Origin of the sequence: Mycobacterium sp. IS-1590 (genome assembly GCF_001500025.1) — a bacterium.
Taxonomy (GTDB): Bacteria; Actinomycetota; Actinomycetes; order Mycobacteriales; family Mycobacteriaceae; genus Mycobacterium.
Map to the genome: position 1 here is coordinate 337,498 of NZ_LQIW01000034.1, position 19,842 is coordinate 357,339.

A 19,842-nucleotide genomic window follows, 5' to 3' on the forward strand; every position below is an offset into this window, starting at 1 on the left:
CTGGCGCGTGGACCGCAGCCGGCGCCGGCGCTGAACCGGTGTCTGGATCAGTTTCGCAGCCCGCCCCGCCATGATCGGGCGAAACGCCGTTTACCTGCCCCGCTTCGTGGGGTACGGCACTAGTCATGGCAGCAGTGGACGTTTCGGTGTCGTCGGACCTGAGCCCGCACAAGGCGTGGGAGCTGGCCTCGGACCTGAGCCGGTTCGACGAGTGGCTGACGATCTTCGGTGGGTGGCGCAGTGAGGTGCCCTCCGAAATCGAGGTCGGGACATGTGTGTCGTCGCTGATCAAGGTCAAGGGATTCCGCAACACCATCCACTGGCAGGTCACGCGCTACGACGAGCCCAAGGTCGTCGAGATGGTCGGCCGCGGCCGACCGGGCATCCGAATCGGGTTGACGCTGTGCGTGCGCGCGGACAATCCGGGATCGACGTTCCAGGTGGTCGCCGACCTTTCCGGCGGGTTGTTGAACACGCGCATCGGCAATCTGGTGGCCAAGGTGATCGAATCCGACGTGCGCAAGTCGGTCAGCAATCTGGCCGCCCTGCACTGACCAACCGCATCGCCGGCTGGCGCGTCAGCCCCACTCGTGGTTCATGGCACGCGTTTCGTAGCGCGCCTCCACGGAATCCATCGGCCGTGACGACGGACGCGACACGGCGATCAGCACCAGCGCGAGCGTCGACGTGATCGCCCCGCCCAGAAATATCGCGACAAAGCTGTTCTCCATCGGCACGCCGGTTCCGGGCACCGAGCGGCTGAGCAGCATGGCGACCACCGCTGCCGCGATCGAACTGCCGATTGTGCGTGCTATCGCGTTCATGCCCGTTGCCACGCCGGTTTCGCCGGCGTCCACCTCGCTGACGACCAGCGCTGGCAGCGCGCCGTAGCCCAGGCTGATGTAGGCGTTGGCGAGGATGCTCGCGACGATGATCTGCCAGGTGTGCGAGTGCACCAACGCGACGAACAGGAACCCGGCGATGCCGGCGATCGCCGCCACGAGGAGCACCGGTCGAGCGCCGAAGCGGTCGATGAACCTGCCGCTGACCAACGCGACGACGAAGCCGGTGAACGCGCCGGGAAGCAGATAGACCACGCTGGCTTCCAGCACGGTCGCGCCGAAGCCGTAACCCGCTGCATCGCGCGGGATTTGAACGAAGAGCGTCAACCCGAGGAACGCGAAGTACAGCCCCATGCCGACGAAGATCGTCGCGACGTTGGTGAGCAGGATCGGTCGCCGGGTGAGCATCGACGTCGATACCAGCGGTCGGCTGATGTGACGCTCCCACCACCACCAGCCGGCGAGCACCGCCACCGCACCCAGAACGCAGCCCAGGGTGGCAGGCGATGCCCAGCCCCACGTCTGGCCCTGGCTGATCGCCAACAGCAGCGCCGACAGTCCCACCGCCAAGCCCACCGCTCCCAGCCAGTCGATCGATCCGGCAACGTGGCGCGGCCGTCGTGGCACCACCAGAAGCGCGATCGCGATCACGGCCACGGTGAAGGCGGTCGTCAACCAGAACACCCGGTGATAGCCGGCATCGCCCGTCATCAACAAACCCACCACGACGAGTCCGGTTCCGCCGCCGAAACCGAGCGTCCCGGACAGCACCGCCATCGCTGACATCAGCCGTTCCGGGGAGAGTTCCTCGCGCAGGATCGCGATGCTGATCGGGTAGAGCGCGAACGAGGCGGCCTGAAGCACCCGGGCGACGATGAGCAGTTGCAGCGACGACGTGACCGCCGCCAGCACCGACCCGGCCAGCACCACCACGAGCACGCCCAGCAGGACACGATGCTTGCTGTGGAGGTCGGCAAGCCGGCCGAGTAGCGGCGTGGCCGCGACGGCGGCCAGCAGGTTGGCGGTGACCGCCCAGCTCACGCCGACAATGGACGCGTCGAGTTGATCGGCGATGATCCCGAGCACCGGGACGACGGCGGTCTGCAGCACCGCGACCGTGAGCACGACGAGCGACAGCCCGGCGATGAGGAGCGCGGGGGAGCGTTCACGACCGATCGTGGGCGACTGCGCCGCGCCGGTCCCGACCACAACCGCTCCGATCCTTAGATGACCTTCCGTTTCGTCGATTATGTCTGCGTGTTCCTCGGGCACCCGTACCGGGCGGTGCAGGCGCCGCGGCTACGGTTCGCTGTGGACGACGGGTTGGGCCGTGGTGCTGATGAAATCGTCGAGCAGATCCACCACGGCGTTCGGCCGCTCGACGTGGGCGAAGTGCCCGACACCCTCGAGCACTTCCAACCGGCATTCCGGACGCGCCTCGTGCGTCGCGTACGCATGGGCGACGGGGATGATCCGGTCTTCGTCGCCCCAAATGGCCATGATGGGCAGCTCGTTGGCCACGTGCAGACGGTTCAATGCGCTGACCGCCTGGCCGCGATAGTCGACGACCGAGCGCAGGGTGCGAAGGAAGGCATGGCGCGTCTGGGCGTCCGCCAACGACGAGTAGGCACTCCACATTTCCGCACCGCGTGGCGATTGGATACCGACCGTGCGGAACCAACCACGCAGCTTGTTGCCGACCGTGAGAACCGGCGGGGGTGCGATCGCGGGCAGGATGAACTCGGCTCCCGGCGCCGAGAGCAGGCGAAGCGTCCAGCCTACGTCGGGTCCCAGGCCGCCGCTGCTGATCAGGACGAGGCGTTGGCAGTAGTCGGGATGCTGATAGACGAACTGCATGGCCACCCCGCCGCCCAGCGACTGGCCGACGATGGTGGCCTTGGAGACGCCGAGTTCGTCGAGCAGGTCGCGGAGCCACACCGCGAATGCGCCCAGCGAGTAGTCGCCGCGGGGTTTGTCCGATTGGCCGTGCCCCAACAGGTCGGGTGCGATCACGCGGTACCGCCGCGACAGCTGCGGAATCACCGCCCGCCACGTCTCGGAACTTCCGGCCATCCCGTGGATCAGCAGCAGGGTTTCGGCGCCGCTGCCGACGTCTTGGTAGGCGACGCGATCGCCGTGCAACTCCACATAGTCCATCTCGGTCATGAGCGTGGTCCCTTCCGGTACGCATCTATACCCGGATCGGGACGCACATATCGCTCGGACGGTCAGGAATCGGCGTGTTCGGCGGCGAGTTGCTCGACCGATACGCCGTCCACCAGCCGGTCCAACGCACCGGTCATCGTCGGGCATTCGCGGGCGGGGTGCTCGGAGGGGCAGTGCAGCGCGTGCGTGAGGAACTGCTGGGCTCCGCGCGCCTGCGCGATCACGTCGTCGAGCTGGCTGATCTGCCGGCGCACGAGTTCGCGCCACTGGGGGCTGGGCGCATCCAGGACGGCCGCAGCGGTGTCGAGCGGCAGTCCCAGCTTGTTGAAGATCTTCAACAGTGCCAGGCGGCGCAGTTCGTCGGCTCCGTACATGCGCCGCCCGGCCAGCCGATTCGGGGGACGAACCAGGCCGCGTTCGTCGTAATAGCGCAGCGTCGACGGCGCCATCTGCAACCGGGCGGCGGCCTCGCCGATGGGGATCGCGTCCATGCCGCCATTTGACTTCAAGCCGACTCGAAGCGGCAAGCTTGGGATCATGACTGCAGCCGAGAATCTGCCCGTCAACCATCACGCCGACCATGCCGGCTTCTCCGGCCCGGCGGGTGCGCTGGTCGGGCTGGTGTTGATGCTTATGGGGCGGCCGAGCGCGCGCCTTGCAGCGGACCTCACTGAGGTGTCGGCCGCGGACACCGTGGTCGACATCGGGTGCGGTCCCGGTTCTGCGGTCCGCGAGGCCGTCCGCCGCGGTGCGGTGGCGACGGGGGTCGATCCGGCGCCGGTGATGCTCCGGCTCGCCCGCATGTTCACACCCGACGGTTCCGTCGCGTGGGCGACGGGAACCGCCGAGCGCGTGCCTTTGTCGGACCAGTCGGCGACCGTGGTGTGGTCGCTGGCGACCGTGCACCACTGGCGAGACGTGGATGCGGGCCTGAACGAGGCGTCGCGGCTGCTGGTCCCCGGTGGCCGCCTGCTCGCCGTCGAACGGCAGACGAAACCGGGTGCGACGGGCCTGGCCAGCCACGGGTGGACGCGCCGGCAGGCTGACGCGTTCGCGGAGCTGTGCCGTTCGGCGGGTTTCGTGGACGTGACGGTCGGCGGGCACAAGGCGGGGCGGCGCGACGTGTGGGCGGTCCTGGCCGTTCGTTCCTGAGCGGCCGCGGCCGACCTCCGGCGCCGAATGTGCGTCTGCTAGACCTGAAGACTGCGCGCCAGCGCACGTTTGGTCTGCGGACGCCTCGCCAATCGACCTAACACGTTCTCTGACACGGCATTACGGAAGGACTAGCGAATGAAGACAGCGGTCGTCACCGGCGGCGGCTCGGGGATCGGACGCGCGATCGTCGAAAGGTTGCGCGCCGACGGCCACCGCGTCGCCACGCTCGACCTGGCGCCGAGCGACGAGGAGCTCGCGTTCACCGCCGACGTCACCGATCGCGGTCAGGTCGACGCCGCGCTGTCGGCCGTCCGTAGCCAGCTCGGACCGGCGGCGATTCTGGTCAATGCCGCGGGCCTGGACGGGTTCTCGCGGTTCGGCGACATCACGTTCGAGCAATGGCAGCGCGTGGTCGACGTCAATCTCAACGGCGTCTTTCACTGCGTGCAGGCGGTATTGCCGGACATGGTGGACGCGGGTTGGGGCCGGATCGTCAACATCTCGTCGTCGAGCACGCATTCCGGCGCGCCGTACATGGCGCACTACGTGGCGGCGAAATCCGCGGTGAACGGGTTGACGAAGACGTTGGCGCTCGAATACGGGCCGGCGGGCATCACGGTCAACGCGGTGCCACCGGGGTTCATCGACACGCCGATGCTGCGGGCTGCGGAGGCGCGGGGCCATCTCGGTGACATTCAGGCGACGATCGACGCGACCCCGGTGCGCCGCATGGGTAAACCCCAGGACATCGCGGCCACGTGCGCGTTTCTCGTCTCGGAAGAAGCCGGCTACATCACCGGTCAGATCATCGGCGTCAACGGCGGCCGCAACACCTAGCTGAGGCGCGCCCAGGGCCTTGTGCGAGGATCCGCAGATGAGCACCGACCCCGCGTATTTCACGCCGACGGCAGACGGCGCATTCATGCCGTCGATCTTTGCCCAGAGCCACTGGGGCGACGATCACCTCAACGGCCCGGCCATCGTCGGGTTGGCCGCGCAGGCGCTCGAGAAAGATTGCGGTTCTCCGGAGTTCATGCCGACGCGGATCACGGTCGACCTGTTCCGGGCGGCGCGCAACCTACCGACCACCGTCGAGGTGCGGGTGATTCGAGAAGGCCGCCGAGTGCGCAATGCGGAATGCGATGTGGTGCAGGACGGTCGGCCCGTCGCACGGGCCACGCTGGTGCAGTACCGACGGTCGTCGGCGCCGCCGGGTGAGGAGTGGATCGCGCCGGTCGATGTGCCGCAGCTGCCGACTCCGGACGGGGAGCTCGTGCCGTTCATCGGTAGCGATGAGGGCGGTTGGACGCGATCGCCGGAGGCTCATCAGAACACTTCCCGAAAGCAGTTCTTCTATACGAGCCCGAACATCGTTGCTGGAGAACCGGTCTCGCCATTCGTCAGGGCGGTCAACGTAGCAGAGTCGACGAGCTTGGTGACCAACCTGGGCACCGAGGGAATCGGCTATATCAACGGTGACCTCACAGTAGCGTTGTCGCGCTTGCCGCTCGACAAGTGGATTATGGTCCAGGGTGATTCGCATTGGGTTGCCGACGGGATTTCTGTCGGCACGGCGACGCTGTTCGACCAGCAGGGTCCATTCGGGTCCGGCATGGTGACCGCGGTGGCGAACCCGGCCGCGCAGATCGACTTCAGGGGTCGGCCGTTCCCGCGTGGTGAGATCAACTACGAGTGACCGGCTTTGTCAGGGCTTCTTGCGGGTGCGTCCGCTGGGGGGCTTCTTGTCCGACGGCTGGGTCGAGGTCCGAGACGCGAACCGGCCCACTGTCGCAACGCCGGGGATTCGGCCGACAGCGTTGTAGACGTCGTTGCCGGTGGCGATCAGCGCCTCGAGTTGCGGCACGATCGCGTCCATGGTCCGGATCATCGGATCGGCCAGTGCGAGATAGCGTTCCGCGCGGTCGATCGCCGCATTGAGACGTTCGGTGGCCGCGGCCATGTTCTCGATGAGATCCGGCACCTGGGCCATCATCTGGAGCGATGCGGGCGGGATGCGCATCGCCTCGGTGGCGACCGTTTGGGCGGTCTCGGCGGCCGCCTGTGCCGCTTCTCTGATTTCTTTCGGGGTGGGAACCTTGGGGCTCATGTGACAACGATCCCGCACAGTGACCGGGTTGTCCGGTATTTGCCACGAACGATTCGCCGGATGGACAGGATCAATTCAACGTGTGGCGAATTTGTCGCCGACAAGCGGATAACTGGATCGCTCGACCCGAGATCAGAAAGCGTCTGTCCTCCACCTTTCAGCGTCCGCGTCGGCAACGTCGGTGACAGCTTTGTGGTCTGCCGCGCATTGACCCTGTACATTCTCGGCGATCTTGACTTCTGTTGCGCTTCTGCGTGTCTCGTGGCTAGCAAACGTCTGGGCTGCCGCAGTTCACGGAGCTATGTCAGTGGTCGTCGTTATGCTGACCGCATGGCTACGGAATTTACAGTCCGGGGATCCTTTGCGAAGTCGCAGCCACCTGAGCGCGCCACCGTTCACGCTTCCATTAGCTACGAGGGCCCGTCGATGGAGCCGGTGTACACGCGGGTGGCACGCGACTTGGACGTTGTGCAGAAGTCCGTGGCAGAGCTCAAGAACAAAGATGACGCGCCAATCACCTGGTGGTCTGCTGCGCAATTGAGTACCTGGTCGTCTCGGCCTTGGAATCAGGAGGGTAAACAGCTGCCGCTCGTCCATCACGCTGGTGTCAGCATCGAAGTGAAATTTCGCGACTTCAGCGCGTTGTCGTCCTGGGTCGGCGAGCAGATCATCAACGTCGAAGGCTTCCGAGTCACGAGCATCAAATGGGCATTGACGGCAAACCGACGCGATGAATTGATCCGAGAGGCCCGCGAGCGAGCCGTCCATGACGCCGTCGAGCGCGCCCAGCAGTACGCCGACGCTGTTGGCCTCGGCAGGGTCAGACCTGTTGCGATCGCTGACTCCGGCATGCTGCAAGCGAACCTATGGCCCGACGGGGCTCACGGCGATGCGCTGACAGTGATGCGAGCGGAGTCCGGACCGGTCGGAAGTGGGTCTCGCGTCGGTCTTGTGCCGCAGGACATTGAGATCGCTGCCTCGGTTGACGCCCGCTTCGTCGTTGAGGGCTCAGACGTCAGCGCCTTCAGCCACAGCTCAGGCACCGAAGAATCGCGCGAACTGGAGCGGGAGGACGCGCACGATCGCGAAAGTGACGTGGGTGTGGGGGAGTTTCGCGACGACGATCCCGGCTATCTAGCTTGGCTCAACTTGCACCGCGATGGGTACGTGCTCAATATCGCGCGAAGCTACAGCACAAGCGGAGCGCGTGTGCATCGTGCCGATTGCTGGACGATCAGCGGTGAGCACTCGCACGGAAACACTCTGACTGGACCGTATGTGAAGCTTTGCGCGCAGCAGCTGTCCGAACTCGACCAGTGGGCGACCAACGAAGTTGGCGCTCCGGTAGCGCGGTGCGGAACCTGCCACCCGGAAAATGCTGCTGTGCCACCTGATCCAGGTCAGCGAGCGACCAAAGCCCTTGTATCGGAGGTTCGCCACGACATTCGTGGGCCGGCGGCGGACGATGCCGTAGTCGAGGCCTGGGCCGACGATTACATCCATTTTGAACGCCCGCCTGACTGGCAACGGCAGCTGCGGGATGAGATCCGAAGCCGTTGCAGACAACTCGAACCGTCGGCGGAGCAGGTGTTGCACGCGACATTCTTCGGGGCCAAACATCCCAAAGCCGACGTCGAGAATGTCTTGCTCTACTACATTGACTCGTTCAAAGTCGCTGGGAGCCAGGGGATCCGTTTCGAGCACGGCTCTGGAGTGCTCCCGGGGCCTAATGCTGACGAGTTTGCGTTCGGCTACCGTTACGCACTCGCGCCACGCTCAGGCACTTTCACTCATTGGCGGCAAGGGCGGACGTTGGCCGCGTTCGACTGGACCAACCTGGAGTCGTTCAAGAGTGACAATCAGTTGGCGCCCGTGTGGCTGGCGTTGCGCCGTGGCGAAACGAAGGTCTACGAGCGGGCTGCATCCGACGCGCCGTTCGCCGTCCGAGTCGAGATTCGACCGCCGTATAGTCGGCAGCCTGTCTGGGGCGGGCTGCTTAAGGGGGTCTTTGATGGGGTCACCTGTGCATATCAGGCCCACACGGACACGGCGGTCCTCTCAGAAGCCGCCGCACGGGTCGCGGCACTTCTTCCGGCGGATTCCTCAGAAATAGAGGAGCACCTGCTTGATCAACGGCGTGCCGTACTCGGCGTTGTCCACCGGCTCGTCTCCCCATACCGCGAGGGAGTCAAGTGGGACCCTTCCGACCACCTATGCGTGGCTGGAGATCTGCTCGCAGCGGAACCGGTCGATGACCGGTGGGCGATCCGCGGTGAGATCTTCGAGGTACTTCGGTGACAATGCCTGAGCGCCCACTACCTACGCCTGCGTGCCCAACACTTCAATATCTACCGGCGACGTGAGGCTGCTGCGCGAAAGACACGACCGAAACTGGACGTCCGGGACGCTTGTTTCTTTGCTCGATCGGAGCCGGGATGACGACGAGATATGCACCGTGGGGGGAACGGATAGTGACTGAATGTCGCAAGTGCGCGGCGGGGATATGCAGCCACGGGGAGCAGTGTCCGATGATGATTCGGTGGTACGACGATCCGTGGGACGGCACATTCTGGCGGCGCTGCGAGTGCAGAGCTTGGAGACACGCGACGGTGTATCCAGTAACGATCAGGAACATTACAAAACGCTGACAAGTGAGGCCTATGTGCGACTCATGCTCGCCTGGAAGGGCATCCACGTCGGGGGACACGCCAAGGTGTGAACTGTTTATAGTGACGTAATGCGAAGTCGCAGTGAATAATTCGTGTTTGACTTTATCGGTCACTGCCGCTGTCAGGACAGTGACGCCTTGCTTTGGGTGTCGACAGCGTGTGGTGACACGTTCTGCAGCAGTCAAGGGTGCCGAATACGTCGCCACTAATTGGCCCCGGCAGGGGGACAGAGTTCACCTCGAGTCAACAAGCGTCGGTGCCCGGTTGCATACTGGGCCGCGTGCTGACAATCACCGCCATTCGTGGCGACATCACCGAGCAGAAGGTTGACGCGATAGTCAATCCCGCGAACACTGCTATGCGCGGAGGTGGCGGCGCGGACGGTGCGATTCATCGCGCGGGAGGTCCCGCGATCCTGCGCGACTGCGTCGAGAGGTTCCCCGACGGACTGGCCACAGGTGACGCCGGTTGGACGACAGCAGGAGACTTGCCTGCCCGGTGGGTCATTCACACGGTCGGTCCGAACTACAACATTGGCCAGAGAGACCGGTCGCTTCTGGAATCCTGCTACCGCCGGGTCTTGGAAGTTGCTGACGAGCTTGGCGCCCGAATCGTTGCGTTTCCACTCATCAGCGCAGGCAGCTTCGGCTGGCCACGTCACGATGCCATCGCAGCCGCAATAGACACCATCGCCGCGTCCGACACGCAGGTCGATGAGGCGCGGCTCGTAGCTTTCGACCCGAAAGCGCACGAGGAGATACGTTCGGCGCTCGCTATCTGGACTCCGATCCGCATCTTGCAAGGGGTTCAAGTCCTGCATCAGCGCGGTTATCACCGGGTACGCGTTTGGCCGGGCGTTAGTCCCTCAGGGATGTACTGGCGTGTTGCGATCAACACAGTCGGCGACCTGACTGACGAGGGCTACCCGGAAGTTGGCGACTACGGCACCGCAGTTCTGTATCCAACCGGCAGTCTCACCGAACTCGCCGGCAATGAGTTAACCGTGACGACCAGACCTGAGATGGTCGCCGACCTCATCCTGGATGAATTGCCCGAGGCAGTTCCAACTGGCGACGACCCTGCGTACGTTTCCTGGTTCGCCGAACTCATGCGACTCGTCGAGCAAGTTCGGTTGCCGCCCATCGCTTACGCCGAATACTTCGACGCCAGCGAGGGATGGGAGATCGGCTGGGGTAGCGGCAACCGGCATCCTCGCCCTCCCGAGCCGCCCATCGTCGCCCCAAGGAGATCAGCCCCGATGCACCCAATGCCACCGAACTCGATCCCCAGCGACGCCGGGGAAGTCCTGTACCGACTCGCGGCGATTCTGCAGAAGGCGACAGGTATCTCCCCGAAAGCGAGCGCGGTGGAAGGAACGCTTATCCCACGCGGAGACCCGCTGTTGCCCAGCGTCACAATCAAATTCGACGCCAACCACGTCCGCGGTGCCGACCGCGCAGCTCTCTTCTTTGACGACGAGTACGTTCATTTGGGTGTCTGGCCAGCGGAACTCCAGCCCCAATACGCCTATATGTATTCCGATCCGGCGAGAGTTGACGCCCTCCTCGAACTGAACACCCACGGCGGTTTCACCGTCGAGCCCAACTTCCAGCTTGCACATCGGTTTGCCCAACCGCTACAACGCTGGTTTCCAACCAGGCTGCTGTCTGTAGACGATTACCTGCATCAGTGGATTGACGATTTCCGTGACGGGCGCGCTGGCGGTCGAACCCGCGATCAGGTAGCCGATCCGCGCTTCTTCCAGTGGCTGATGGGTCGCCGCTACGCCCTTTCCGCCGAGGAGGAAAGCCTTCACGAGTGGCTGGAAAGCAAAGGAGCCGGCATTCAGGTCCACGTACGCCCGGGCATCCAAATTCTCAGAACCTGGTCGTACAGAGAAGCGCTTGCGATCGAGGGTCAGAACGAGTTTGCTACGCAGGTGCGGGAAGCAACTGATCGGATACTGACGGCGCTCGGCCAAACGCGGCTAGGTTTCACGAACGGAACGATGGGCTGAGAAGTTAGAAGAGCAGGCGTTGCGGCACTCGACTCCATCCAGCGCAGCCGATCTGGATCCCTTGGAAGTCTCACTTCAGTATGCAATACGACAGAATCCCGCCACTAGCATCCGCGATGCTGTGAGAAGCCGTTCGAGCGCGCCTGCACATCGTCCAATACCTCGGTGATTATCGAGAAGCATCGCGTGGCGGAGGTGCCGGAGCGTTCCCAGCCTGTGGCGCAACGCCTAGTTGTCAGTGCCTGGTGCTATCCATATTCAGTACGCCGAGATGGAGGTAGCAATGACGCACAGCGCGCCGGTAAAGATCGTCAACGACCAGTTGGTGCTGGGCCCGGTGACGGTGAATTTTCAGCGGACGCTGCGGATCCCCGAGACGGGGTTGCACCCGCTGCCGCCGGGCCTGGGCCGGTTCCCGCTGCGGAGAGTTGGAGACTACCCCGACACGGCACCGGCTGAGTGGCTTTCTCGTGGCGGGGTCATCCTGCCGATCTACCAGCGCGAGGCAATGTGGCTGTCGTTCGATGCGTCCGAACCCACTGCACTGCAGGTCGGTGTCGGCAAGGTGTGCGCGGTCAGCGGCTTGCCATGGATCGAGCACCTCATCAAGGACCCGCAGAACTACGTTGCGCTGCCTCGGCAGCCGTGGCTGGACGGGATCAACGCGGGGGACGGGTTCATCCGCCAGTTCGTTGCCGTGCCGCTCGGTTCTGGCGCCACAGTCGAAGGGCAGGTCACCGGAGAAGAGACCCATGGCGGGGTTCAGTTGCGCGCTGTCGGTCTGACCGAACAGGCGCTTGCGGCGTGGCACGCCGAGCAGGCCCTGCACGCGGAACGCTGCGCGGACGTGTTCGCGGACGGGGCCCCGTTGCCAGCACCATCGGCGAGCATGGGGCTGGGTGCTGGCGGTCGGATGCGCCAGGAGGTGTACGCAGATGGCCGCCCGCTCACCGACTATGAGGAGGCTAGCGCCCGCCGCGTTTTCGTGCACTTGTGCTCGGCCGCTCAGTGGACTGCCATAACCGGAGAGGTGCCGCCCCCGACGCCGGTCGACCGGGACGCTTACGTGGAGGAAGGGCTGCCATGGTTCGACTACTATGACGCCGACGCCCACGACCTCGCGGCGTCCGAGATCTTGACCAACGTCGAGAGTGTCGGCAAAAAGCTTGGTGCCGAAGAGAAGCCGTTTACTCCCGTCGACCCGAAGACGGTAATCACACTCGGCGGCACGAGCCCCGAGGTGATCACTGACGGGCAGTGGTAGCTGGTTCGGACTGGTCAGCCGAAGGTTCGCACGCTGCGAGGGCGGCATTCGATCGACACCTCGTATTCCCCACGCAGCACCGCAACGTTGACTTTCCGGTTTGCGACATCTCGCCGCAGAGCACGTAACAGGTCGTTCTGACTACGGATCTCGCGATCGCCGACAGCGACGATGGCATCGCCAGGCTCGAACGGGCCGGCTGAATTATCGCGAACAGAAGTCACTACGAGAGCATGGCCACCGGGCGCTCGGTCGACGGCTCGACGTGCGACGCTGACCCCGAGTGACGCACGCTCAACTGCTCCGTAGGTGATGAGTTCATGCGCGACCTCAGCGACAGTCTCGGCTGGGATGGCGAAGCCGATGCCGTCGGCCTCGGGAATAGCCGCCGTGTTCACGCCGATGACGAGACCGTCGACATTCACCAGCGGGCCGCCCGAGTTTCCTGGGTTGATCGCCGCATCGGTCTGGATGACATCAAAGATCGCCTGCTTGTCGCCAGTGGGAAGGCTTCGCTTCAAACCGCTGACAATGCCGAGGCTGATGCTCTCTGGAAACTCACCCAGTGGGCTGCCGAATGCGAAGCAGAGTTCGCCCAGGCGGGCTCCGTCAGGCGAAATCTTTAGCGGCTCAGCGGTTTGCGGGTCTACGCGAAGGACCGCTAGATCGGTCAAGGGATCCCGACCGACAATGCGTGCCTCGGTCTGCTTTTCGCCCGGAAGTTGAACGTAGATTGGGTCGTCCAGGTTTTCGACCACATGGTTGTTTGTGACGAGGTGTTCGACGTCGCAGATGAACGCGGACCCACTGCCTTCTTCGAAGTCGTGGGTTTGCCCCTTGACGATGGCGGTCGAGCGCACCACCCGCTCGCACAGTTCGGTGATTTCGTCGCTGAACTGCCGAAGCAACCGTGCCGATGTGTTAAACATCGAACTCGTCGCCTTCATCGTCCTCAAACATGGTCTTGCCTCCGAATCGCTTCTGCAGCAGCGTGTCGTAGTGGTCTGCTCGATCGGCTACAAGCTCGATAGTCGCCAAGAGTTGTTCGGGGGAGAGTTGCTCGAAGATATGCAGCTCAGCTGCCAGCACAATCTGTGCGTTCTCCGGATCGACATACGCCTTAGCGAACGGTGTGTTTCGGTTAATGGAGTTGACTGCCGCGTACACCTCTGGGCGCATGGTGAAATCCGTTAGCAGCGGCGAGAATATTTCAATGCGGGGCGGGTCGTCGTCAGCAGTGTGTACGAATACCAGTGCGCTGCCCCAGGGGATCGGGATGTCACCATCGTCGTCGCGTTCGATCGCATCGACCTTGAATTCGCGCTTAAGGGTGTCCTCAAGCCACTTGTCGAGTTCCTTCGCGCGTTTGTCGTCGCCGGACCCAAATATGCGGCCGAGGACCGGTGTCGACTGGATTCGGGGTGCGAACCTCGACATCTATCGTCTCCACTCTGCCAATTTGAAGGTAATCATTCCGACTCAAACCCCGACTGGTCAAACTTCAACGTCTTCGCGTTCTCCGAAACCGTACGGATCTTGTTCTCGTCGAATCCCGTTGAGTCGACGGCTTCGATCTCGATCTTCACGACCAGGTTGATCCCCTGGTCGCGCAGATTTGCGATCACCTCATCGGCGATGTTCTTGAAATCCATCGCGATCTTGTCCGAGTTGAGGGTCTTCACTCCATAGAACCGCGTGAACGCGATATCGATTGGACCGGCCCCGGCTCCAGTTCCTGCGCTTGTCCCCGTTGCAGTCCCGGTCGCGGTGCCAGTGCCGGTTCCAGTGCCTGCGCCGGTACCAGTTGTTGTTGGCTCCTCGTGCTTACGTTGGTGGCTGGCCACGTCAGGACGCACGATTAGTAGCGAGTCTGCTGGGGCCGGCGCTGAGTTGTTGTCTCCTGGAATCCACAGTCCGACATACCGTCCGGTGGCCTCGTCGAAGCCGGTCGCCAATGCGAAGGCGTCGGTTTCCCAGAGCATCGGAAGGTCGACGACGCCCTCGTCTAGCACCCGGCGGTCACGCAGCCGCGGCATGTACGGGTACTGGCTGTAGAGCCGCCATAGCGATCCGAGATCCACATGCCCGTCCTTCCAAATCTGGGGCACCTTGCCGATTGCCAGCCGGATCGTCGCCGCTGCCTGCCGCGTCGACAGGTCACCGTCATTGCCGAGACGCCGTGAAACCCGTTCTGCCAGTGCAGGAGACTGGCCCTCGACCTTTGTTTCGCGGATGATGAACGGTGCTCCAGCATCGGGCTGGGCGGGGACGAGCGCCCAGGTGAAGGTCTGCAGCAGTCGCGACGTGACAGTCTGGTCGGCCTGGCTCTGGCGTTGGGTCGCCTGGTTCTTCTGATTCTGTGTCAGGTCGAGGTCCACCTCATTGGCCAGAACGTGCGCCCAGCCAAGGTAGTCCCGTGTCGCATACTCCAGTTCCTCGAGCCGAGCCTCGTCGGCAGCCAGGAAAACCAACATGTTCCGGTTGCTACGGTTCGCGGTGCCCCGCTGTTCGGTCGCCTTGTGCGCGAATTCTTTAGCCGGCGAGTCGGTGCCGCGCTTGTGTGCGACTTTCGGATGCAGGATGACCAACCGCGCCTCGTCGGTGTCGGGGATGTCGGCATTGGACTCCGGGCACACGTGCACTCCCGCGAAATCACCGCGCGTCTTGGCCTGGTCCTGCAGGCGACGGACGATTTCCGCCCACACGTCCTCCTTGTGCAGGCGCTCGGCCTGATCTTTAGCGGTGCGAGTGATGTTGGCCTGCAGGTCATACCAGTACTTGCCCGAGCCCGAGTAGAAGTAGGTAGCCCTGTCGCCGAGCTGGGTCAGTGCTGAGTGGAAGTTGCCTGGGACATCGCCGGGCACCGCGGTGCCAAGGAACACCCGCTGGGTCTCCAGCCCCTTCTGCGCGGACCCAATGGTCGGAGCTGCGCCGAAGAACACCGTTCTCGCGAGACGTTTGGTCAAAGACCGCTGTCCGAACAGCGGCTTGTCCTTGTCAATCCGTGCTGGCTCGGAGTTCGGGCCATCGACATCAGCGTCGATGATCGCCTTCCACGAATCCTGCAGGTATTGTGTCAGTTCCGAATTCACGTTGGCCGTCGCCAGCGGAATAGAGCCCGGCATGATCAGAGGCGACGCGTCTTCGCCCGTCCACAGGGCGTGGATGACCGTGCTCATGAGCCGTAGCACCCCGCGGGTTCGTTGGAACCTCTCCAGTGATGACCACTCCTCGTAGAGCCGGTCGAACAGCTCGGGATGGATGGGATAGGTGCGCTTGATCCGCTCCTCGTACGCCGAATCACGCGACTCACGGGGGAAATCGTCGCTGTACTTGCGGTACATCTCGACGTACGCGCGCGCGGTCGCTCCGATCGACGCCAGCGCGGCCGCGTCGGGTTGTCTGAACAGCCGCTGTTTGACGATCTGGTAGGCCTCCGCCGACGAGGCGGGACGCCACTGATCCGCAACCCGGCGCACAACGTTCTGCAGCCGTTTGAGGGCCTCAAGCCCGTGTGCGCCGCCGACTTCCTCGGCGTTGCCAACCACGATCGTGTCGTCGCCACTTTCCGAGGCCGGGATCGAGATCACCAGCAGCACACCGGAGGTTCCCTTTGCGGCCTCCGTCAACGACTGCGCGAACGTGAACTGGTCGTCAAACGTGCCGCCCGCCAGATCATTTCGACCGACGAGAGAACGGGCATAGGCGACCCACTCGTCGATCAGAATGACCGCGGGCGCGTAGGCGGCGAGCAGCTGGTGCAGTGCCTTGCCGGGGTGGGTGCGGTCGGCATCGGCCTGGGCGACCATCGCGTAGGCTTCCGCGCCACCGAGCTGCCAGGCGAGTTCACCCCAGATGGTATTGACGTGGGTGCCGTCGTCCTTGGTGACGCCCGACGGGCTGAAGTGGTTACCGACGATGGCGACACGGTTGACGTCGACGCCCTTGTATCCGTTCGCGGTGAGGAGATCCTGGGTTTCCTGCGGAAACTCACCGACCGGAAGGCCGGAGGCGACGTGCCATAAGGCAAGCATCGAGTGGGTCTTGCCACCGCCAAAGTTGGTCTGCAGGTTGATCACCGGCGGTGCGTTGTCATCACCGGAGAGGCGGCGGACCGCGCGCCCGATGAGGTCGCTCAAACCCTCTGTCAGATACGTACGTTTGAAGAATTCGACGGCGTCGGCGTAGCCGGCGTCCTGTTCGTCTCCGGATGCGACCTTGTAGAGGTCGGCGGCGAATTCCGACGCGGCGAAGTTCCCGGTGGCGACGTCGTCGTGCGGCGGGAGCACTTCACGCCACGGCTTGAGGCCGGCAGCTTCAGGGTTGTCGACCGCGGCCTTGAGGACCTTCTTGTCGTCCTTGTCGGCCGTGACTCGTCGGAGGTTCAGGCGGATGTTGCGGACTTCGTCGGCCTGCTCGGCAGCTCCGATCAGCCTCAGGAGGCGCTCGCCGGTGTCAAGCGCCCGGTAGGCGTCGTCGTCGGTGAAGGTGCCGTTGTGGGCCCAGACGTTGCGTACTTCGCGCAGTTCTATGGCGTACGACTCGCCGGCCTTGCCAAGCGTCTTGTTGAACGGGTACCAGCCCTTCTTGAACCCACCCGTGATGTTCGATTCGGTCAGGATGCGGAACTGAATCTGGGGGTCGTGCGGGCTGTACGTCTTGTTGCTCGACGCTCCGTCCTTGGCCTGCACTAGTTTTGGCCAAGCTGCGCCAACAGCCGGGTCGCCCTGACCAATCACCATGGAGATGAAGTCATCCAGGGGTGGCGCGATGATCTCGAACATCTTATTGATGCGGTCACGGTTACTCAATGCCATGTCACTCGTCCTCATCGTTGAAGTCGAAGGAGCCTTGCGCGATCGTAGATTGATTCTCGGAGCGTGCGGCGTCAAGGATCTCGGGCCAGCTGGTGACCAGGTTGTTGAAACTCAGCGCATCCTTGGTCCACCCATTCGACTCGGCGATTCGGAAGAGGAGGTGCGCCAACTCCTTAACCAAGTCTCCGTCGACGGCGCTATCCGGTCGTCCTAGTGCGTCGTTCAAGAAGTCACCTGCAGCTGAGATACCGTCACGCTCAAGGAACTTGATGAGATGATGAAGTGCTTCCCAGTTGCTAGTGTGGAGGTCGGTCAGCACGTCGTAACCCCAACTTAGATCCGCTGGTTCTATCAATTGCACCTTGCCGGCACGTGAAGAGACGATCCCATCCCGGTCCATCGCCTCGACGCTGGTATTCCGCGCTCGAGCGAGATTGTCAGCGTCGCCAAACTTCCCGGTGCCGTACCCGTGTTGGCGGTACCACGCGATCGCGAACCGCGACGTACTGTCGAAGTCGCCTTCTTGTTCGTTCAGGACCTGGTCGAGGGTCTCGTTGATACGTGCGAGGGCCGAGCGGACGGTCATATTCGTTCCGTCTGGTTCGAGCACCGCGGCGTAGCGACTAAACACTGCCATGCCGGGCCCGATCGCGGCTTGCGGCAAGTCGACGGGAGCAATCTGGCCCTGTTGCAACCTTCGGAGTGCATCGGGAAGTTCTGATTCAAGGGCTGCGATGAAACCGCGACGATCGGTCGTCAGCGCCGTGTTTGGTCGCGGGCGGAGCGAGAGAACGATCGATGAGGCGAGCGCATTTGTGCCCTGAGCGATCATGCGAGACGCAGTTTCGGTTCTGAAGGGCCACGTTGAAGTTATCTCCCATCCTGACCTGACCATGCCATCAAGCAGCGTTTCCCAACCTGATGATGCTTCACCAGAGTCATCGCTCTCGGACTGCTTAAATGCGTAGTAGACGGTGATGGGGTAATCATCGAATGCGACTTGGCGGGCTTTCGCGAAAACATCTCGGAATCCACTCTCAAAAAACCGCTTAGCGCCTTCGCGCCCATCGTGTCTGTATGGATTAGCAACAAGCTCCTCGGCCTTCGGCACCAACATGGTTGCGAAGAGCTTTGGATGAACCCGCCGAAGCGAGCGACGCAACCAAACATAAAAGAAGTCGGACAAGTCCGAGTAGCCAACGTTGTCGTAATAGGGCGGATCGGTCGAAATCAACATTTGTCGCGCACTAATATCTTGGGCAGGCTGTTGTTCGGCGTATCCGTTATGGTCGAGAACCAGTCCGTCGAGGGCTTGGGCGCCAAGCTCATACTGTGAACCCCATGCTCCTGAGCCGTTGCCCAGCGGATTCAATTCAAGGAAGTCCCATGCCATTGGGATTGCTTGACGCGCAAACACATTCCGGATCTGCTCATTCTGGTAGTGCCATGTTGTGATGTTCGACTGGTAGTCGCTGCCCCGACTGACAGCCAAACCGAGATACGTAGCTACCGCGTCCGCGTAGCCCTCGTCCCCCGAGTCGATAAGAACACGCTGCCTCGCCTCCTCAACTAAGTCGCTGAATGTTGTGAGTGCCAGAAGCTGTCGGTTGGTGAATAAGTCGGAGAATCGGGAGAGCCCATACTGAGGGGTCCATAGATTGCGGGGGTCATACCCAAGGTCTTGATCGGGGACGTCGTCGGGACGAGCAATCTGAGCGGCTTTCGCGTGTTTCTCAGTTGGAGGAAAGTAGAGCCGCTCCCGCTTACCCTCCGCAATTATCGCGAGTAGAACTTGGCCCATTCTTCCTGCAGCGCCTTCAGACTTGATGTATTCCTTGCTGACGGCCGCATCACAAGCAACGCAAGTGGCGCCGCGGCGACCCGACATAGTCCCGTCAGACTGTGGTCCACCGCCGTGCCCGATCTCGAAAGCAACCCGGAGTCTAGACGGCTGGGTCGGATCGCTGACTACAGAGGGAACAACGAAGACTTCCTTTCCTTTCTTCTTGCGGAGCCACCACGAGCTAACAAGAGGCATTTGAATGGAACACGCCGGGTTTGGGCAGATAACGGTTCGAGCCCAGATCCAGGCGAGTGCATTCGCCCCGTCGACTTTCGGATAGTGCTTTCCTATCCGATTCGTCGCTTGCGACTGAACCCACTTTCCGTAAGCTCGAACGTCGGCAGCTAGGCCTTCAGCGTTCCTCCACTGCCTGATCTCGGAGTCCGCGAGACCCGGGAATGCCGGTGGACAGTTGCGAAAATGAGCCGGGATCTCAATGAGCGCTTTATTGATCAGCACGGCAACGGGATTGAGATCGTAGGCATGTGCCTCCAACCCCAAGCGCTGGGCCTCCAGAGGTATCGACCCGCCGCCTGCGAACGGGTCAAGAATGGGCGGAGGATGCCCATCCGTTGATTTCAAAATCTCATCACGAGCTTTGGCGAGCAATTTGTGGTCCGCTGCGTTCTCCCACGCAACAAGGTCTTCGATCAACTGGTGAAGGCGCGCCCGCTCGGCGCGCTGGAGTTCCTCGGTCGGAAACTCACCCGGACGGGCACTTGGATCGTCAACAAGCTGGCCAAAGATGACAGCACGAGCTATGGCCAATTTCCTTCGAGCCCACCAGTAGTGCATTCGCCATGGATGGTTCTTACGCTTTGGGCCATCTTTCTCGGCCGCCTGGTTGATCGACTCCAGCGGCAACGCAACTTCTATCAACTTGCGCTTTTGTGTCACGCAAGCCCCCCAGATTTCGAAGTATCCACACTGGCGCTGGCGCACGAATGGTGTGCGGTATGCAC

General features: G+C 62.8%; 16 protein-coding genes. 8 read left to right on the forward strand and 8 right to left on the reverse strand.

Annotated features, from left to right (window positions below; all coding sequences use genetic code 11):
* The first annotated feature begins 125 nt into the window (after positions 1 to 125).
* Positions 126 to 554, forward strand: a complete 429-nt coding sequence (locus AU197_RS19250; protein WP_064350137.1) for a type II toxin-antitoxin system Rv0910 family toxin — start codon at positions 126 to 128, stop codon at positions 552 to 554.
* 24 nt (positions 555 to 578) lie between these two features.
* Here AU197_RS19250 and AU197_RS19255 read toward each other — a convergent pair whose 3' ends face one another.
* The 3 genes from AU197_RS19255 to AU197_RS19265 form a co-directional block, all read right to left on the reverse strand.
* A complete protein-coding gene (locus AU197_RS19255) occupies positions 579 to 2,051 on the reverse strand; it encodes an MFS transporter (RefSeq protein WP_064404419.1) in 1,473 nt (490 codons plus the stop codon).
* Between the two features lie 90 nt (positions 2,052 to 2,141).
* Positions 2,142 to 2,999 (reverse strand): alpha/beta fold hydrolase, encoded by an 858-nt coding sequence (locus AU197_RS19260; RefSeq protein ID WP_502687891.1) that lies wholly within the window; start codon positions 2,997 to 2,999, stop codon positions 2,142 to 2,144.
* Positions 3,000 to 3,070: 71 nt separating this feature from the next.
* Positions 3,071 to 3,499 carry a MerR family transcriptional regulator gene (locus tag AU197_RS19265; protein WP_064404425.1) on the reverse strand — a complete coding sequence of 143 codons (429 nt, stop codon included), beginning with the start codon at positions 3,497 to 3,499 and terminating at the stop codon, positions 3,071 to 3,073.
* 46 nt (positions 3,500 to 3,545) lie between these two features.
* Between AU197_RS19265 and AU197_RS19270 the strand changes: the two genes are divergently transcribed.
* The 3 genes from AU197_RS19270 to AU197_RS19280 all read left to right on the forward strand — a co-directional run bounded on the left by AU197_RS19270 (position 3,546) and on the right by AU197_RS19280 (position 5,859).
* Positions 3,546 to 4,160 (forward strand): class I SAM-dependent methyltransferase, encoded by a 615-nt coding sequence (locus AU197_RS19270; protein WP_064404427.1) that lies wholly within the window; start codon positions 3,546 to 3,548, stop codon positions 4,158 to 4,160.
* 138 nt (positions 4,161 to 4,298) lie between these two features.
* Positions 4,299 to 5,000 carry an SDR family NAD(P)-dependent oxidoreductase gene (locus AU197_RS19275; protein WP_064404428.1) on the forward strand — a complete coding sequence of 234 codons (702 nt, stop codon included), beginning with the start codon at positions 4,299 to 4,301 and terminating at the stop codon, positions 4,998 to 5,000.
* Positions 5,001 to 5,037: 37 nt separating this feature from the next.
* Positions 5,038 to 5,859 (forward strand): thioesterase family protein, encoded by an 822-nt coding sequence (locus tag AU197_RS19280; protein WP_064404430.1) that lies wholly within the window; start codon positions 5,038 to 5,040, stop codon positions 5,857 to 5,859.
* A gap of 9 nt (positions 5,860 to 5,868) precedes the next feature.
* Here AU197_RS19280 and AU197_RS19285 read toward each other — a convergent pair whose 3' ends face one another.
* On the reverse strand, positions 5,869 to 6,270 hold the full coding sequence (locus AU197_RS19285) for a hypothetical protein (protein WP_064404432.1): 402 nt from the start codon (positions 6,268 to 6,270) through the stop codon (positions 5,869 to 5,871).
* A gap of 60 nt (positions 6,271 to 6,330) precedes the next feature.
* Between AU197_RS19285 and AU197_RS26095 the strand changes: the two genes are divergently transcribed.
* From AU197_RS26095 to AU197_RS19300, 4 genes are all read left to right on the forward strand, one after another.
* Positions 6,331 to 8,568, forward strand: a complete 2,238-nt coding sequence (locus AU197_RS26095) for an SIMPL domain-containing protein (protein WP_231745041.1) — start codon at positions 6,331 to 6,333, stop codon at positions 8,566 to 8,568.
* A gap of 241 nt (positions 8,569 to 8,809) precedes the next feature.
* The gene (locus AU197_RS26680; protein ID WP_231745043.1) at positions 8,810 to 8,989 is read left to right on the forward strand and encodes a hypothetical protein; all 180 of its coding nucleotides are present in this window, start codon (positions 8,810 to 8,812) and stop codon (positions 8,987 to 8,989) included.
* A 230-nt stretch (positions 8,990 to 9,219) separates the two neighbouring features.
* Entirely contained in the window at positions 9,220 to 10,956 is a 1,737-nt protein-coding gene (locus AU197_RS26845) for a macro domain-containing protein (protein WP_082696739.1), read from the forward strand.
* A gap of 283 nt (positions 10,957 to 11,239) precedes the next feature.
* Positions 11,240 to 12,220, forward strand: a complete 981-nt coding sequence (locus tag AU197_RS19300; RefSeq protein WP_064404531.1) for a hypothetical protein — start codon at positions 11,240 to 11,242, stop codon at positions 12,218 to 12,220.
* Positions 12,221 to 12,234: 14 nt separating this feature from the next.
* On the opposite strand, the gene AU197_RS19305 is transcribed toward AU197_RS19300, so the two are convergent.
* From AU197_RS19305 to AU197_RS19320, 4 genes are read right to left on the reverse strand one after another with little or no spacing between them, the layout of a single operon-like run.
* Positions 12,235 to 13,167 (reverse strand): S1C family serine protease, encoded by a 933-nt coding sequence (locus AU197_RS19305; RefSeq protein WP_231745048.1) that lies wholly within the window; start codon positions 13,165 to 13,167, stop codon positions 12,235 to 12,237.
* Positions 13,142 to 13,657: a T3SS (YopN, CesT) and YbjN peptide-binding chaperone 1 gene (locus AU197_RS19310; RefSeq protein WP_064404436.1), complete on the reverse strand. Its 516-nt coding sequence runs from the start codon at positions 13,655 to 13,657 to the stop codon at positions 13,142 to 13,144. The genes AU197_RS19305 and AU197_RS19310 overlap by 26 nt, the downstream gene beginning before the upstream one ends.
* A gap of 32 nt (positions 13,658 to 13,689) precedes the next feature.
* Positions 13,690 to 17,037, reverse strand: coding sequence for a DUF499 family protein (locus AU197_RS19315; protein WP_197415592.1), 3,348 nt, complete (start codon positions 17,035 to 17,037; stop codon positions 13,690 to 13,692).
* 1 nt (position 17,038) lies between these two features.
* Complete coding sequence (locus AU197_RS19320; protein WP_064404438.1) at positions 17,039 to 19,777, reverse strand: DUF1156 domain-containing protein; 2,739 nt, start codon at positions 19,775 to 19,777, stop codon at positions 17,039 to 17,041.
* Positions 19,778 to 19,842: the final 65 nt, after the last annotated feature.

Coding starts and splice junctions, on each gene's coding strand:
- AU197_RS19250 (WP_064350137.1), top strand. CDS start 126: ATGGCAGCAGTGGACGTTTCGGTGTCGTCGGACCTGAGCCCGCACAAG.
- AU197_RS19260 (WP_502687891.1), bottom strand. CDS start 2,999: ATGGACTATGTGGAGTTGCACGGCGATCGCGTCGCCTACCAAGACGTC.
- AU197_RS19265 (WP_064404425.1), bottom strand. CDS start 3,499: ATGGACGCGATCCCCATCGGCGAGGCCGCCGCCCGGTTGCAGATGGCG.
- AU197_RS19270 (WP_064404427.1), top strand. CDS start 3,546: ATGACTGCAGCCGAGAATCTGCCCGTCAACCATCACGCCGACCATGCC.
- AU197_RS19275 (WP_064404428.1), top strand. CDS start 4,299: ATGAAGACAGCGGTCGTCACCGGCGGCGGCTCGGGGATCGGACGCGCG.
- AU197_RS19280 (WP_064404430.1), top strand. CDS start 5,038: ATGAGCACCGACCCCGCGTATTTCACGCCGACGGCAGACGGCGCATTC.
- AU197_RS19285 (WP_064404432.1), bottom strand. CDS start 6,270: ATGAGCCCCAAGGTTCCCACCCCGAAAGAAATCAGAGAAGCGGCACAG.
- AU197_RS26095 (WP_231745041.1), top strand. CDS start 6,331: ATGGACAGGATCAATTCAACGTGTGGCGAATTTGTCGCCGACAAGCGG.
- AU197_RS19300 (WP_064404531.1), top strand. CDS start 11,240: ATGACGCACAGCGCGCCGGTAAAGATCGTCAACGACCAGTTGGTGCTG.
- AU197_RS19305 (WP_231745048.1), bottom strand. CDS start 13,167: ATGAAGGCGACGAGTTCGATGTTTAACACATCGGCACGGTTGCTTCGG.
- AU197_RS19310 (WP_064404436.1), bottom strand. CDS start 13,657: ATGTCGAGGTTCGCACCCCGAATCCAGTCGACACCGGTCCTCGGCCGC.
- AU197_RS19315 (WP_197415592.1), bottom strand. CDS start 17,037: ATGGCATTGAGTAACCGTGACCGCATCAATAAGATGTTCGAGATCATC.